This window comes from Actinomadura hibisca NBRC 15177 (assembly GCF_001552635.1).
In the GTDB taxonomy this organism is placed as follows: domain Bacteria; phylum Actinomycetota; class Actinomycetes; order Streptosporangiales; family Streptosporangiaceae; genus Spirillospora; species Spirillospora hibisca.
Genome location: NZ_BCRO01000002.1, coordinates 39844 through 53722, shown reverse-complemented (window position 1 = coordinate 53722; position 13879 = coordinate 39844). Strand labels below are relative to the sequence as shown.

Below are 13879 nucleotides of genomic sequence, written 5' to 3'. Positions count from 1 at the left end.
GAGGTCAGGCGGGCGGGACGGGGCCGCCGTTCATGCCGGCCAGCAGGCGGGAGAACCAGACGGTCTTGCCGGCGGGTTCGGGGCGGATGCCGAACTCGGTGGCCAGCGCGCCGACCAGCAGCAGGCCGCGGCCGTCCTCGGCCCAGTCCAGCAGGGCCGGGCCGGGGCCGGGCGGCGCGGGCGCGGCGGGGTTGCCGTCGCCGACCTCGCCGGTGAGCAGGGCGCCGTCCAGGCGCAGCCGGAGGCGGACCGGGCCGGTGCCGTGCAGGATGGCGTTGGTGATGAGCTCGTCCACCATCAGGACGACGTCGTCGATGTCGGCGGGGTCGGGCACCCGCCATTCGCGCAGGGCGCGGCAGGTGAGGTCGCGGGCCCGGGAGGCCGCGCGGGTCTCCGCGGCCAGTTCCCAGGCCGCGAGCCGCGCCTTGTGGGGCGCGCGCCGGTCGTGCTGCGCGGGCCCGTCGATCCCCAGTCCCTTGGTACCCAATGCGCCGACTCCTCACTTGTGCCGCTGCACGCGTCAGCGGTGTCACCGGACGTGTTGCCGAGCGTGTCGCCGGCCGGTGCGCCGCCCGTGGGCGTGGCCGCCGGACCTGACCGGGCCGGGATTTCCCCGTGCCGGCGGCGGTCGGGGGGCATGGGGCCCCTGGCCGCTCCGGCGCCCTGGCGGGCGCCGCCGGTGTCGGTCCGGCGGGGCCGGTTCTCGCTTCCCCGCGTTCGTTCCTCTTGGGAGACGCTCCCGGATCGGGCGCGGTGCACGCGCGCAGGCAACCCTCACCCCGGGGTGAGGTGACCCAGCACACATCGGCAGGGGAACGGTGGAAGGGGCGGGCGGGTGGAAGAGGCACTGCCGGGATGCGGTTAAGCTGGGTGGTGTCGGTGTGGCATGTGTCCCCCGGGCTCTACACAACGCCTTCGAGGAATACCGCCGGGCCCTTGCGGTCCGGGCTGGAGCTTCGTTGTGCCTTTCGCCGTGAGGCGACCACCACACCGGCCTGAACGCCGAGGCCCGGCGAGATCTGATCTCGCCGGGCCTCGGCGTTCGTCGTTTCCAGGGGCGGGTGCGGGGAGCGTGTGCGGGGGGCGTCTGGGTGGGGTGGGGCCCTGTCGGGCGGGCGGGGTCAGGAGAGGGCGTCAGGAGAAGGCGGTGATCACGGCGCCGGCCAGCGCCGTGGCGACGCCGAGCGCGGCGACCAGCACCGCCGCGATCAGGCGGACGCGGCGGCTGCGCCGCGGTCGTCCGAGAGTGGACAGGCGATGGGCCAGCCGCGGTTCGTCCGCGGTGAGCCGGATCTCGATCGCGGCGAGGATCCGCTGCTCCTCCATCGACAGGGCCATGCTCATACCTCCGGGGGCGATCAGGTGTGGTGTTCCTGCCCCGGCTTCAAGATCGTTATCCCCGGGCGACGGTCACCGTTGCGGCACGGCCGGGCGCGCTCTCGTGGTGGAGGCGGTCCAGGGCGGTCACCTGGTAGGTGTAGGTGTGGCCGGGCTTGGCGGTGGGGTCGATGACGCCGCCGCCGCGCACGGTGGCCAGCAGCCGCGCCGGGTCGACCGGGCCGCAGGCCGGGCCCTTGCCGTCGGTGCGGTAGACCGCGTAGTAGGTGGCGCCCTCGGCGGGCCGCCACTGCACGCGCACGCCCTTGTCGTCGTCGGCGACGGCGGTGCCCTGGGTGGCGGCGGGGGCCTTGCCGCCGCCGGTGGGCGCGGCGGGCGGGATGGCGGGGCGGGCGTAGTGGTCGGCGCGCAGGCGGGCGGCGAAGCCCTGCTTGTTGGCGGCGACGTTGGCGGCGCTGAAGTAGACGTCGCCGCGGACCTCGGGGTGGCGGGCGTTGAGGGTCAGGTGGCGCGACAGTTCGGCGGGGTTCTTCCAGGTGGCGTCCTCGCCGACGCGGTAGGCGGCCTGGCCGATGGTGAGCTGCACCTTGGTGCCGGCGACCTGCCTGGACCACCAGTCGACCAGGGTGGCGTAGTCGGCGCGGCGGTCGCCGATGGGCCAGTACAGCTGGGGGGTGACGTAGTCGATCCAGCCTTCGCGGATCCACTTGCGGGTGTCGGCGTACTGGGCGTCGTGGCTCTGCAGGGCGCTGGTGGCCGATCCGGCGGGGTCGGTGCTCTTGTTGCGCCACACGCCGAAGGGGCTGATGCCGAACCGCACCCAGGGTTTGGCGTCGTGGATGCGGCGCGACAGGGAGGAGACCAGCTCGTCGACGTTGCGGCGGCGCCAGTCGGCCAGCTTCATGCCCTTGCCGTAGGTCTTGAAGGTGGCCTGGTCGGGGTAGTCGCCGGTGCCCTCGGGATAGGGGTAGAAGTAGTCGTCGAAGTGCACGGCGTCGACGTCGTACTTGCCGACCACGTCCATGACGGCCTTGGTGGCCAGGTCGCGGACCTGGGGCAGGCCCGGGTCGTACCACATGCCGCCGCCGTACTTGCGGACCCAGTCGGGGTGCTTGCGGGCGGGGCTGTCCGGGGCGAGCTTGTCCAGGTCGTCGTGGCGGGCGACGCGGTAGGGGTTGAACCAGGCGTGGAACTCCAGGTTGCGCGCGTGGGCCTCCTTGACCATGAAGTCCAGCACGTCGTAGCCGGGGTCCTTGCCGGGCGTCCCGGTGATCCACTGCGACCAGGGCTCGTAGGGCGAGGGGTAGAAGGCGTCGGAGTTGGGGCGGATCTGCACGAACACCGCGTTGAGGTTCATGGCCTTGGCGGTGTCGAGCAGCTGCCGGAACCGGGCCTGCTGCTGGGCGGCGGTCCGGTCGCCGTCCTTGGGCCAGTCGATGTTGGCGACGGTGGCGATCCACATGCCGCGCAGCTGGCGGGCCTTGGAGTCGCCGGGGGCGGGGACGCCCTTGCACTCGGCCTGGACGGCGGGCACGGGCGCGCGGCCCGCGTCCTTGCGGGCGCCCTTGCCGTCGTCGCCGCCCATCGCGGGCACGCACGCGGTCAGCGCGCCCGCCGTGAGGGCGGCGGACGCCAGTCGGACACCGGTTCCCGTTCTCCTGCGCCATGCCATAGCGAGCCATTGTTACGCACTCGTTGCCGTGCTACGTACCGAACGGCGGGGCCGGGGTGTCGCGCGGACACCCGTTCTGCCCTGGGGCGGGGCCGGTCCGGCGGCGGGCGCGCCCGTCCCGGCAATCTTGTGATCTGCGGACATAAAGGGCGCGTGAAGATTTTTTCAAACATCCGGTGGCGCGGCTCACATCTAACCAAGTGTTCCGCCCCACGACGCCACGGAGCCGACGATGACCACCACCGAGCCGAACCGCCCGGCCACCGCCCCGACGGTGACGGCGGTGATCCCCACCCTGAACGAGGCCGACAACCTGCGATGGCTGCTGCCGCGGCTGACCGGGGTCGACGAGATCGTCATCGTGGACGGCGAGTCCACCGACGGGTCGGCCGAGATCGCCGCGGCGCTGCGCCCCGACGCCCGGATCATCAGCCAGCCGCCGCGCGGCAAGGGCCTGGCGCTGCAGGCCGGGTTCGCCGCCGCGACCGGTGAGGTGATCGTGATGCTGGACGCCGACGGCAGCATGGACCCTGCCGAGATCCCCTCGTTCGTGGCGCTGGTCGCCCGCGGCTTCGACTTCGTCAAGGGCTCGCGGTACGCGTGCGGCGGCGGGTCGGAGGACCTGACGTTCCTGCGCCGCGCCGGGAACAGGGGCCTGACGGCGCTGGCGAACACGCTGTACCGGACCGGGTGGAGCGACCTGTGCTACGGGTACGTGGCGCTGCGCCGCTCGGCGGTGGACACGCTGCGGCTGCGCTCGACCGGGTTCGAGATCGAGACCGAGATGTGCGTCAACGCCGTCACCACGGGCCTGCGCATCGCCGAGGTCGCCAGCTTCGAGGGCAACCGGCTGTTCGGCGAGTCGCACCTGAACACCTGGCGCGATGGGTGGCGGGTGCTGAAGATGATGGTCGGCAGCCGGGTGCGCCCGGTGCGCGCCGTGCGGCCGGTCCCCTCCCCCGTCCCCGCCGCCGCTCCCGTCGCCGTGGTGTCGGGTGAGGCGGTCGAGCCGGTGGGGCTGCCCGCCGCGGCGGGCGTCGCCGCCTGAGGCCGCTCCGGCTTCTTCCCCCGTGGGGCATCGGCCCCGGACCTCCAGCGGTGGTCCGGGGCCTCGCTCTTTCCCGGGGGTCTTCGAGCGACCGGTAGGCGGTGTCCGGTGGCTGGCGCGCGGTCAGCGGGTGTGGGCGGCGATGCCGGTGCGGCCGGGGGCGATGTGGGGGTGCAGGACCAGGTTCTGGTCGTAGTCGCCGCCGTCCTGGTGGCGGTAGGCGATGGGCGGGGTGTGGGGCAGGTCGTGCAGGCGGCGGCGCAGGCGCTGCGCGTGGTGGCGGTAGTCGTCGTCGGTGAGGCGGTCGGCGCTGGGGATCTCCAGCGGCGGTAGCGCGTCCATGCCGGTGTACCAGAACACCCCGTGCAGCAGGGGCCACAGGACCTCGTCGGTGGGGCCGTTGACGCCGCGGGGGCCGATGCTCTGGGGGCGGGCGCCGATGGTGGTGACGGCCAGGGCGCGCTTGCCGGCCAGGGGGCCGTCGCCGTAGCGGGGGGTGCGGCCGTCGGGGGCGGTGACGCCGAAGGCGAAGCCCTTGACGAACACGCGGTCGAACCAGCCCTTGAGGATGGCGGGGACGCCGAACCACCACAGGGGGAACTGCACGACCAGCGCGTCGGCCCAGGTGACCTTGGCCTGCTCGGCGCGGATCTCCTCGGGCAGGGTCCCGGCGGCGTGGGCGGCGGCCGAGGCGGGCCCGACCAGCAGGCGGCCGGGATCACCATCGGCGCCGGTGCTCGGGCCGGGGTCGTGGCCGTAGTCGCGGCCGGTGACGACGGGGTTCCAGTCCATGGCGTACAGGTCGGATTCGCACACGTCGTGGCCGAGGTCCTTCAGGGTGTGCAGTCCCTCGTCGCGCAGGGCGCCGTTGAGGGAGCGGGGTTCGGGGTGGGCGAAGATCCACAGCACGTTCATCGGTGTCCCCTCCGCTGGTCGGGATGGTTGCTCTGGTGGTCCATCGTGGGCGGTGGGGGGATCGGTCACGAGTGGCCGGTGGGCCATGTTGTGCAAGGATCGGGCCAGGCGGGAGGGGCGCTGGTGGGGGTGTTCTCGGGGGACGGGCGGCATCGGGTGGCGGTGCTGGTGCGGCACGGGGTGCTGCCGATGGAGCTGGGGCTGGTGCACCAGCTGTTCGGGACGGCGGAGTCGGCGGCGGGCGAGGGGTTGTACGAGGTGGTGTCGTGCGCCCCGGAGCCGGGCGCGGTGCGCAGCGACGCCGATTTCGCGGTGCTGGTGGAGCACGGCCTGGAAGCGGTGGCCGAGGCGGACACCGTCGTGGTGGTGGCGTCCCACGAACTGGACGAGCAGGACGGCCTCGAAAGCGGCGCGGACAGCCCGGACGGCCAGAACGGCGCGGGCGGCGCGGGCGGTGCGGGTGGTTCGGTGGCGGGGGTGTTGCGGGCGGCGCACGGGCGGGGCGCGCGGATCGCGGCGATCTGCACGGGGGCGTTCACGCTGGCGGCGGCGGGGTTGCTGGAGGGGCGGCGCGCGACCACGCACTGGCGGTCGGCGGCGTTGTTCCGGCGGCGCTTCCCGGGGGTGGAGCTGGACGCGGACGTGTTGTACGTGGACGAGGGGGCGGTGCTGACGTCGGCGGGCGAGGCGGCGGGCATCGACCTGTGCCTGCACATGATCCGGTGCGACCACGGGGCGGGGGCGGCGGCGTGGGTGGCGCGCCGCACGGTGGTGCCGCCGTACCGGGAGGGCGGGCAGGCGCAGTACGTGCCGCGTCCGGTGCCGGAGCAGGGGGCGTCCTCGACGGGGGCGGCGCGGGCGTGGGCGCTGGAGCGGCTGGAGCGGCCGGTGACGTTGCGGGAGCTGGCGGCGCGGTCGTCGATGAGCGTGCGGACGTTCACGCGGCGGTTCCGGCAGGAGACGGGGTTGTCGCCGGGGCGGTGGCTGGTGCGGCAGCGGGTGGAGCGGGCACGGGAGCTGCTGGAGGGCGGTGACCTGCCGGTGGAGCGGGTGGCGGAGCTGGCGGGGTTCGGGACGGCGGCGTCGTTGCGGATGCATTTGCAGGAGGCGCTGGGGGTGTCACCGAGCGCCTACCGGGCGACGTTCCGGGGCACGCCCGGCGGGTCCGGCGGGCCGGGGGACTGAGCGCGGGGCGGCGTCGCCGCAGGGCGGGGCCACGGGGAGGGCCACGGCGCAGATTCGGGTGAAGGCGCTGGTGGCGGGGTGGGCGACGAGCTGGAGGTCGGGCCGCCGTTCGGTGACGTGGTGCTGGAGGACGGGGACGATCCGCTGGTGCTGGTGAGCGCGGGGATCGGCGTCACGCCGGCGGCGGCGATGCTGGACCATCTGGCGGCCGTGCAACCGGAGCGGGAGGTGTTGTTCCTGCACGCCGACCGGTCCCCCGTCGTGCACGCGCTGCGCGAGCAGGTCGCCGCGTCGCTGGGGCGGATGCCGCGGGCGCATGCCGTGACCTGGTACGAGAAGCCGGGCGGTGTGCGGGGCGGGGGCGTGCTGGAGGGGCGGATCGACGTGGGGGCGCTGCCGGTGCCGCTGCCGGCCAAGGCGCGGGCGTACCTGTGCGGGCCGATCCCGTTCATGCGGGGGGTGCGGCGGGGCCTGCTGGCGGCCGGGGTCGGCGAGGAGCGCATCCGGTACGAGGTGTTCGGTCCCGACCTGTGGAACCAGGCCGACTGAGGGCCCGGCCGGGGCCCGGTCCCGGGGTCAGTCGTCGAGGGGTGCGCGCCACAGCAGCAGGGTGCCGCCGTCGGGGCGGGTGCGGAGGGTCATGGAGCCGCCGAGGTTCTCGGCGCGCTGCTGGAGGTTGCGCAGCCCGCTGCGGCGGCCGGTGGCGGGGATGCCGGTGCCGTCGTCCTCGACGCGCAGGACCAGGTCGTCGCCGATCTCGATGACGACGGTGGCCTGGGTGGCGTGGGCGTGGCGGGCGACGTTGGACAGGGCCTCGTTGACGACGGCGAGCAGGTGTTCGCCGACGTGGTCGGGGACGACGGTGTCGAGCAGGCCGTCGAGGCGGACGGTGGGCGCGAAGCCGAGGTGTTCGGCGGCGGCGTCGGCGATGGTGTGGAGTTTGCTGCGCAGGCTCTCCTGGCCGGGGACGGTCTGGAGGGCGAAGATGGTGGAGCGGATCTGGCGGATGGTGGTGTCCAGGTCGTCGACGGCGCGCTGGATGCGGGCGCTGGCCTCGGTGTTGTGGGCGAGTTTTCCGGCGCTCATGAGGGTCATGGCGGTGGCGAACAGGCGCTGGATGACGGTGTCGTGCAGGTCCTTGGCGATGCGGTCGCGGTCTTCGAGCAGGGCGAGGCGTTCGGCGTCGCGGCGGCGGTCGGCGAGTTCCAGGGCGATGGCGGCCTGCCCGGCGAAGGCCTCCAGGAGGCGTTGCGCGCCGTCGGAGAAGGCGGGGCCGCCGGGGGTGTTGCCGACGGTGATGACGCCCTGCGCGGAGTCGCCGAGGCCCAGCGGCACCACCAGCAGGGGGCCGGCGGCGAGGCCGGCGGGCAGGGCGGCGTCGCGGGCGGCGGCGCGGCCGTCGGCCAGGCGCTGGGGTTGGCCGCTGCGGTAGACGCCGCCGGCGACGCGGTGGTCCAGGGGCAGGCGCAGGCCGAGCAGGTCGGCGGCGCGGTCGCCGTCGGCGGCCTCGACCACGAACGCCTCGGCGGGCTCGTCGGCCAGGGCGACGGCGGCGAAGGCGGCGTCGGTGATCTGGCGGGCGCGGCGGGCCAGCAGCGCCTTGACCTGGTGGGGGTCCAGGCCCGACAGCAGCGCGGTGGAGATCTCGGCGGAGGCTTCCAGCCAGCGCTGGCGGCGGCGTCCCTCCTCGTAGAGGCGGGCGTTCTCGATGGCGACGCCGGCGGCGGTGGCCAGGGCGGTGACGACGGCCTCGTCCTCCTCGTCGAAGACGCCGCCGTCCTGCTTCTGGGTGAGGTAGAGGTTGCCGAACACCTCGTCGCGGACGCGGATCGGCACGCCCAGGAAGGTGCGCATGGGCGGGTGCCCGGGGGGCAGGCCGTGGGATTCGGGGTGTTCGGCGAGGTCGGGCAGCCGCAGCGGGCGGGGGTCCTTGATGAGCAGGCCGAGGATGCCGCGGCCGTGGGGCCAGTGCCCGATCGCGGCGATCTCCTCCTCGCCGACGCCGACGGTGATGAACTCCACCAGCCGCTCGCCGTGCTCGTCGATGACGCCGAGGGCGCCGTAGCGGGCGTCGGCCAGGGTGGTGGCGGCCTCGATGATGCGGTGCAGCACCGAGGCCAGGTCCAGCTCGCTGCCGATGGAGACCACGGCCTCCAGCAGCGCGTGCACCCGGTCGCGGGTGGCGCGCGCCGCCTCCAGCCGGGCCTGCAGCTCGCTCAGCAGGTCGTCCAGGCGCAGCTGGGGCAGGGCCAGTCGGGCACGGTCCGCACCGGGATATTCTGGGGCCACGCGGTCATTATCCCTCCCCCGCCGGGGCGCCGCGCGGCGACGCGGAGGGCCGCCCCCCCGGGGACCACGGGAGGGCCCTACAGATCTTGGGGGACCTTGGTCCCGGGCGCCGGAGGCCTTCGGCTCTTCGCGGTGGCCCGTGACCGGTCCTAACGTCGGACGCGGCGGCCGCCCTCCCCCGGGCCGCGCGAGGAGAGGATCGACCACCATGACCGGCCAGCCCCCCGGCGACGACGCCACCACCACCGCCGACACCGCCGCCGCTGACACCCCTGCTGACACCGCGAGCGCCCGCGGGGTCATCCGGGTGTTCCTGATGGACGACCACGAGGTGGTGCGGCGGGGCGTGGCGGCGCTGCTGTCGGCCGAGGACGACATCGAGGTGGTGGGCGAGGCCGGGACGGCCGACCACGCGCTGGCGCGGATCCCGGCGGCGCGCCCGGACGTGGCGGTGCTGGACGTGCGGCTGCCCGACGGCGACGGGGTGAGCGTGTGCCGCGAGGTGCGGTCGCGGATGCCGGAGGTGGCGTGCCTGATGCTGACCTCCTTCGACGACGAGCAGGCGCTGTTCGACGCGGTGATGGCGGGCGCGGCGGGGTACGTGCTCAAGCAGATCCACGGTTCGGACCTGGTGGGGGCGGTGCGCACGGTGGCGTCGGGGCAGTCGCTGCTGGACCCGCGCAGCACCGCGCGGATGCTGGCGCGGCTGCGCGAGCGGCAGGAGCGCAAGGACCCGCTGGCGGCGCTGTCGGACCAGGAGCGGCAGATCCTGGAGCTGATCGGCGAGGGGCTGACCAACCGGCAGATCGGCGAGCGCATGTACCTGGCGGAGAAGACCGTCAAGAACTACGTGTCCAACCTGTTCGCCAAGCTGAACATGAGCCGCCGCACGCAGGCGGCCGCGTTCGCCGCGCAGCTCAAGGCCGACGCGCGGGGCGACAACGGTCTCGGCGGGCGCTGACCGGCCCCGGCGGGACGTCCGGGCGGACGGGCCCCGGGGAAGGGACCTTGGTCTCTGGTGGCGCGGCGGCGCGGCGGCGAGCCTTGACTCCATGCACTACGACCGCACGCGCTACGACCGTGGGGGCCTTGAGGTCCTGGACGCCGACCAATGCCGGTCCCTGCTGGCGGGCGCGCCGCTGGGGCGGATCGTGTTCACCGACCGGGCGCTGCCGGCGGTCCAGCCGGTCAACTTCTCGATGCGCGGCGGCGACATCGTGATCCGCACCTCGGCGTCGTCGCGGCTGGCCGTGGCGGCGCGCAACGCGGTGGTGGCGTTCGAGGCCGACGAGTACGACGCGGTCACGCGCAGCGGCTGGTCGGTCGTGGTGGTGGGGCACGCCCGCCCGGTGACCGGCGCGGCGGAGCTGGCGGCGCTGGGGGATCTGCCGCTCAGCCCGTGGATCGACGAGGCCGACAGCCTGTTCCTCCGGATCCGGCCCGAGACGGTTTCGGGCCGCCGCATACCGCCGCGCCCCGGCCAGCCCCGCCAGCCCGGACAGCCCGGCCGGAGGGCCGGCGAGGCCGCCGGCTGCCCGGCCGGCTGACCTCCGGTTCCGGCCGTCCCCGGGTGGTGGCCGTCCCTGGCTTCCGGCCGTCCCGACGCGGCGCCGCCCGGTTCCTTGCGCCGCCTCCTTACGCCGCCTGGTTCCTCATGCGGCGCTGTGGCCGAGGGCTTGGCGCACGCCTGCGGCGATCTCCAGGTCCTCGCGGGAGGTGATCACCAGGGTGCGGGTGCGGGCGCCTGCGGCGGTGAGGTCGGTGTCGCCGCTGGCGTGGGCGTTGCGTTCGGGGTCGAGGGCGGCGCCGAGGTGGGCGAGGCCGGCGGTGGCGCGGGCGCGCAGCCGGGGGTCGTGTTCGCCGACGCCGCCGGTGAACACCAGGACGTCCAGGCCGCCGAGGGCGGCGGTCATGGCGGCGGCGCAGGCGCGCAGCCGGTGGTGGTAGACGTCCAGGGCGGTGGCGGCGCGGGGATCGCCGGCGGCGGCGCTCTCGCGGATGCGGCGCATGTCGCCGGTGCCGGCGAGGGCCTGCAGGCCCGAGCGGTGGTCCAGGGCGTCGGCGACCTCCTCGGGCGGGACGCCGTGCTTGATGAGCCACAGCGGGATGCCGGGGTCGATGCTGCCGGCGCGGGTGGCCATGACCAGGCCTTCCAGGGGGGTGAAGCCCATGGTGGTGTCGACGGGTTTGCCGTCGTGGACGGCGGCCAGGGACGCGCCGGACCCGAGGTGGCACACGACGACGCGGCGGGCGGCGGGGTCGTGGTCCAGCAGGTGCGCGGCGCGGCGGGTGGCGTAGGCGTGGGACAGGCCGTGGAAGCCGTAGCGGCGCAGGCCGTAGCGTTCGCGCCAGGGTGCGGGCAGGGCGTAGGTGGTGGCGGCCTCGGGCAGGGCGGCGTGGAAGGCGGTGTCGAAGCACGCCACGACGGGGACGCCGGGCAGGGCGCGGCCGATCTCGCCGAGGGCGTGCAGGGACAGGGGCTGGTGCAGGGGCGCCAGGTCGATGAGGGTGTGGAGTTCCTTGGCGACCTCGTCGTCGACGGTGACGGGGTGGACCAGGTGGGGGCCGCCGTGCACGAAGCGCAGGCCGACGGCGTCGGGGCGGGGCAGGCGCGCGACGGCGGCGGCCAGGCGTTCGCCGGCATGCTCGCCGGCGCTGTCGGGGGCGTCCATGGGCAGCCCGGTCTCGGCGAGCACGGTGTCGTCGGCGTCCAGCAGGCTGAGTTTGAGGCTGCTGGAGCCGGGGTTGACGGTGAGGATCCGCACGGGCGTGGTCCCTTCTCGGTGGGGCCGGTCAGTAGGGCCAGGTCCAGTCGCGGATCTCGGGGGCGTCCTCGCCGTGGGCGCGGGTGTGGGCGCGCAGGGCCAGGCGCCGGTCGGCCATCTGCTGGCGGATGTGGGCGACGCGGCCGCCGAGGGAGGGGACGCGGTCGATGACGTCCATGACCAGGTGGAAGCGGTCCAGGTCGTTGAGCATGACCATGTCGAAGGGCGTGGTGGTGGTGCCCTCCTCCTTGTAGCCGCGCACGTGCAGGTGGTGGTGGCCGTTGCGGCGGTAGGCCAGGCGGTGGACGAGGTAGGGGTAGCCGTGGAAGGCGAAGATGACGGGCTTGTCGGTGGTGAAGATGGCGTCGTACTCGGCGTCGGACAGGCCGTGGGGGTGTTCGGAGTCGGGTTGCAGCCGCATGAGGTCGACGACGTTGACGACGCGGACGCGCAGGTCGGGGAGGTGGCGGCGGAGCAGGTCGGCGGCGGCGAGGGTCTCCAGGGTGGGGACGTCGCCGGCGCAGGCCAGCACGACGTCGGGGTCGGCGCCGCCGTCGGTGGAGGCCCACTCCCAGATGCCGATGCCGCGGGCGCAGTGCAGGACGGCCTGGTCCATGGGCAGCCAGGTGGGGGTGGGCTGCTTGCCGGCGACCACGACGTTGACGTAGTCGCGCGAGCGCAGGCAGTGGTCGCCGACCGACAGCAGGGTGTTGGCGTCCGGCGGCAGGTAGACGCGGACGACCTCGGCCTTCTTGTTCACCACCACGTCCAGGAAGCCGGGGTCCTGGTGGGTGAAGCCGTTGTGGTCCTGGCGCCACACGTGGGAGGACAGCAGGTAGTTGAGGGAGGCGACGGGGGCGCGCCAGGGCAGGTGGCGGGTGACCTTGAGCCATTTGGCGTGCTGGTTGAACATGGCGTCGACGATGTGGACGAACGCCTCGTAGCTGTTGAACAGGCCGTGGCGTCCGGTGAGCAGGTAGCCCTCCAGCCAGCCCTGGCACAGGTGCTCGCTCAGCACCTCCATGACGCGGCCGTGGGGGGCCAGGTGCTCGTCGGTGTCCAGGCGCTCGCCGGTGAAGACGCGGTCGGTGACGTCGAAGACGTCGTCCAGGCGGTTGGAGGCGGTCTCGTCGGGGCCCATGAGGCGGAAGGTGCGGGGGTTGCGGCGGACGACGTCGCGCAGGAAGCGGCCGAGGACGCGGGTGGGTTCGGCGGTGGCGGCGCCGGGTTTGTCGACGGGGACGGCGTGGTCGCGGAAGTCGGGCAGGTCCAGGGGGTGCAGGAGCAGGCCGCCGTTGGCGTGGGGGTTGCCGCTCATGCGGCGGCGGCCGGTGGGGGTGAGGGCGCGCAGTTCGGGGACGGGGCGGCCGTCGTCGTCGAACAGCTCGTGGGGGCGGTAGGACTTCAGCCACGCCTCCAGCTGGGCGAGGTGCTCGGGGTTGTCGCGCACGCCCGACAGGGGGACCTGGTGGGAGCGCCAGGTGCCCTCGACGGGCAGGCCGTCGACCTGCCGGGGGCCGGTCCAGCCCTTGGGGGTCCGCAGGATGATCATCGGCCAGGGGCGGCGCTCGGCGGGCGTGCCCGTTTCCGCGGCGGCGCGGGCGTCGGCCTGGATGGCGGCGATCTCGTCCAGGGCCCGGTCGAGGGCGGCGGCCATCTGGCGGTGCAGCGGGGCGGGGTCGTCGCCGCTGACGACCAGGGGCCGGTGGCCGTAGCCCTCGAACAGGCGCAGCAGTTCGGGTTCGGGGACGCGGGCCAGCACCGCCGGGTTGGCGATCTTGTAGCCGTTCAGGTGCAGGATGGGCAGGACCGCGCCGTCGTGGACGGGGTCGAGGAACTTGGTGGAGTGCCAGCTGGCGGCCAGCGCGCCGGTCTCGGCCTCGCCGTCGCCGACGATGCAGGCCACCACCAGGTCGGGGTTGTCGAACGCGGCGCCGTAGGCGTGCGCCAGGGAGTAGCCGAGCTCGCCGCCCTCGTGGATGGAGCCGGGCGTCTCGGGCGCGACGTGGCTGGGCACGCCGCCGGGGAAGGAGAACTGGCGGAACAGCCGGGCCATGCCGCGCCCGTCCTGGGAGACGTCGGGGTAGACCTCGCTGTAGGTGCCCTCCAGCCAGGCGTTGGCGACCGCGGAGGGGCCGCCGTGGCCGGGCCCCATGATGTAGATCATGTCGAGGTCGCGGGCGGTGATGGCGCGGTTGAGGTGGCTGTAGCAGAAGTTCAGGCCCGGTGAGGTGCCCCAGTGGCCCAGCAGGCGCGGCTTGATGTGCTCGGGCCGCAACTCCTGGCGCAGCAGCGGGTTGTCCAGCAGGTAGATCTGGCCGGCCGACAGGTAGTTGGCGGCGCGCCAGTGGGCGTCGACCAGGCGCAGGTCGTCGTCGGAGGGCGCGGCCGCGGTGCCCGTGGAGGTGCCCGTGGGAGTGCCTGCGGGGGTGCCGGACGTGTCGACGGAGGTGCCGGTGGGCGTGCTGTCGGTGCCGGTGCTGCCGGTGGGGGCGTCGCTCATGGGCGGGGCTCCTTGACGGTGCAGGTGGGCGGCGGGTCGCCGGGGCGGGCGTCCTGGTGGACGCCGTCCTGCCGCCTGGCGCGGTGCGGGTGTGCGTGCGGGTGTGCATGCGGGTGTGCGCAGCGTGGTCTCGGCCTGGGGGCGGGCAGATTTCGGACTTCGAG

At 74.4% G+C, this 13879-nt stretch carries 12 protein-coding genes; 5 read left to right on the top strand and 7 right to left on the bottom strand.

What is annotated here, in order from left to right; all coding sequences use genetic code 11:
* Positions 1 to 4 precede the first annotated feature (4 nt).
* The 3 genes from AH6_RS01470 to AH6_RS01460 all read right to left on the bottom strand — a co-directional run bounded on the left by AH6_RS01470 (position 5) and on the right by AH6_RS01460 (position 3010).
* Positions 5 to 487, bottom strand: coding sequence for an ATP-binding protein (locus AH6_RS01470; protein ID WP_067472147.1), 483 nt, complete (start codon positions 485 to 487; stop codon positions 5 to 7).
* A gap of 647 nt (positions 488 to 1134) precedes the next feature.
* Positions 1135 to 1338, bottom strand: coding sequence for a DUF3040 domain-containing protein (locus tag AH6_RS01465; protein ID WP_067472416.1), 204 nt, complete (start codon positions 1336 to 1338; stop codon positions 1135 to 1137).
* Between the two features lie 55 nt (positions 1339 to 1393).
* Positions 1394 to 3010, bottom strand: coding sequence for a glycoside hydrolase family 10-like protein (locus AH6_RS01460; RefSeq protein ID WP_067472144.1), 1617 nt, complete (start codon positions 3008 to 3010; stop codon positions 1394 to 1396).
* 232 nt (positions 3011 to 3242) lie between these two features.
* Between AH6_RS01460 and AH6_RS01455 the strand changes: the two genes are divergently transcribed.
* Positions 3243 to 4058 carry a glycosyltransferase family 2 protein gene (locus AH6_RS01455; protein ID WP_067472141.1) on the top strand — a complete coding sequence of 272 codons (816 nt, stop codon included), beginning with the start codon at positions 3243 to 3245 and terminating at the stop codon, positions 4056 to 4058.
* A 123-nt stretch (positions 4059 to 4181) separates the two neighbouring features.
* On the opposite strand, the gene AH6_RS01450 is transcribed toward AH6_RS01455, so the two are convergent.
* Positions 4182 to 4973 (bottom strand): NAD(P)H-dependent oxidoreductase, encoded by a 792-nt coding sequence (locus AH6_RS01450; RefSeq protein ID WP_067472138.1) that lies wholly within the window; start codon positions 4971 to 4973, stop codon positions 4182 to 4184.
* Positions 4974 to 5096: 123 nt separating this feature from the next.
* Here AH6_RS01450 and AH6_RS01445 point away from each other — a divergent pair, with 123 nt between their 5' ends.
* Positions 5097 to 6158 (top strand): GlxA family transcriptional regulator, encoded by a 1062-nt coding sequence (locus tag AH6_RS01445; protein ID WP_067472135.1) that lies wholly within the window; start codon positions 5097 to 5099, stop codon positions 6156 to 6158.
* Positions 6159 to 6236: 78 nt separating this feature from the next.
* Positions 6237 to 6707 carry a ferredoxin reductase domain-containing protein gene (locus tag AH6_RS01440; RefSeq protein WP_067472132.1) on the top strand — a complete coding sequence of 157 codons (471 nt, stop codon included), beginning with the start codon at positions 6237 to 6239 and terminating at the stop codon, positions 6705 to 6707.
* 27 nt (positions 6708 to 6734) lie between these two features.
* Here AH6_RS01440 and AH6_RS01435 read toward each other — a convergent pair whose 3' ends face one another.
* A complete protein-coding gene (locus AH6_RS01435) occupies positions 6735 to 8447 on the bottom strand; it encodes a sensor histidine kinase (protein ID WP_067472129.1) in 1713 nt (570 codons plus the stop codon).
* A gap of 316 nt (positions 8448 to 8763) precedes the next feature.
* Between AH6_RS01435 and AH6_RS01430 the strand changes: the two genes are divergently transcribed.
* Together AH6_RS01430 and AH6_RS01425 are read left to right on the top strand one after the other, a co-directional pair.
* Entirely contained in the window at positions 8764 to 9408 is a 645-nt protein-coding gene (locus tag AH6_RS01430; RefSeq protein ID WP_067472413.1) for a response regulator transcription factor, read from the top strand.
* Between the two features lie 91 nt (positions 9409 to 9499).
* Positions 9500 to 9994: a pyridoxamine 5'-phosphate oxidase family protein gene (locus tag AH6_RS01425; protein ID WP_067472126.1), complete on the top strand. Its 495-nt coding sequence runs from the start codon at positions 9500 to 9502 to the stop codon at positions 9992 to 9994.
* A 105-nt stretch (positions 9995 to 10099) separates the two neighbouring features.
* Here AH6_RS01425 and AH6_RS01420 read toward each other — a convergent pair whose 3' ends face one another.
* Both AH6_RS01420 and AH6_RS01415 read right to left on the bottom strand, forming a co-directional pair.
* Positions 10100 to 11212: an acetate/propionate family kinase gene (locus AH6_RS01420; protein ID WP_067472123.1), complete on the bottom strand. Its 1113-nt coding sequence runs from the start codon at positions 11210 to 11212 to the stop codon at positions 10100 to 10102.
* Positions 11213 to 11240: 28 nt separating this feature from the next.
* The gene (locus AH6_RS01415) at positions 11241 to 13715 is read right to left on the bottom strand and encodes a phosphoketolase family protein (RefSeq protein ID WP_083982111.1); all 2475 of its coding nucleotides are present in this window, start codon (positions 13713 to 13715) and stop codon (positions 11241 to 11243) included.
* Positions 13716 to 13879 lie beyond the last annotated feature (164 nt).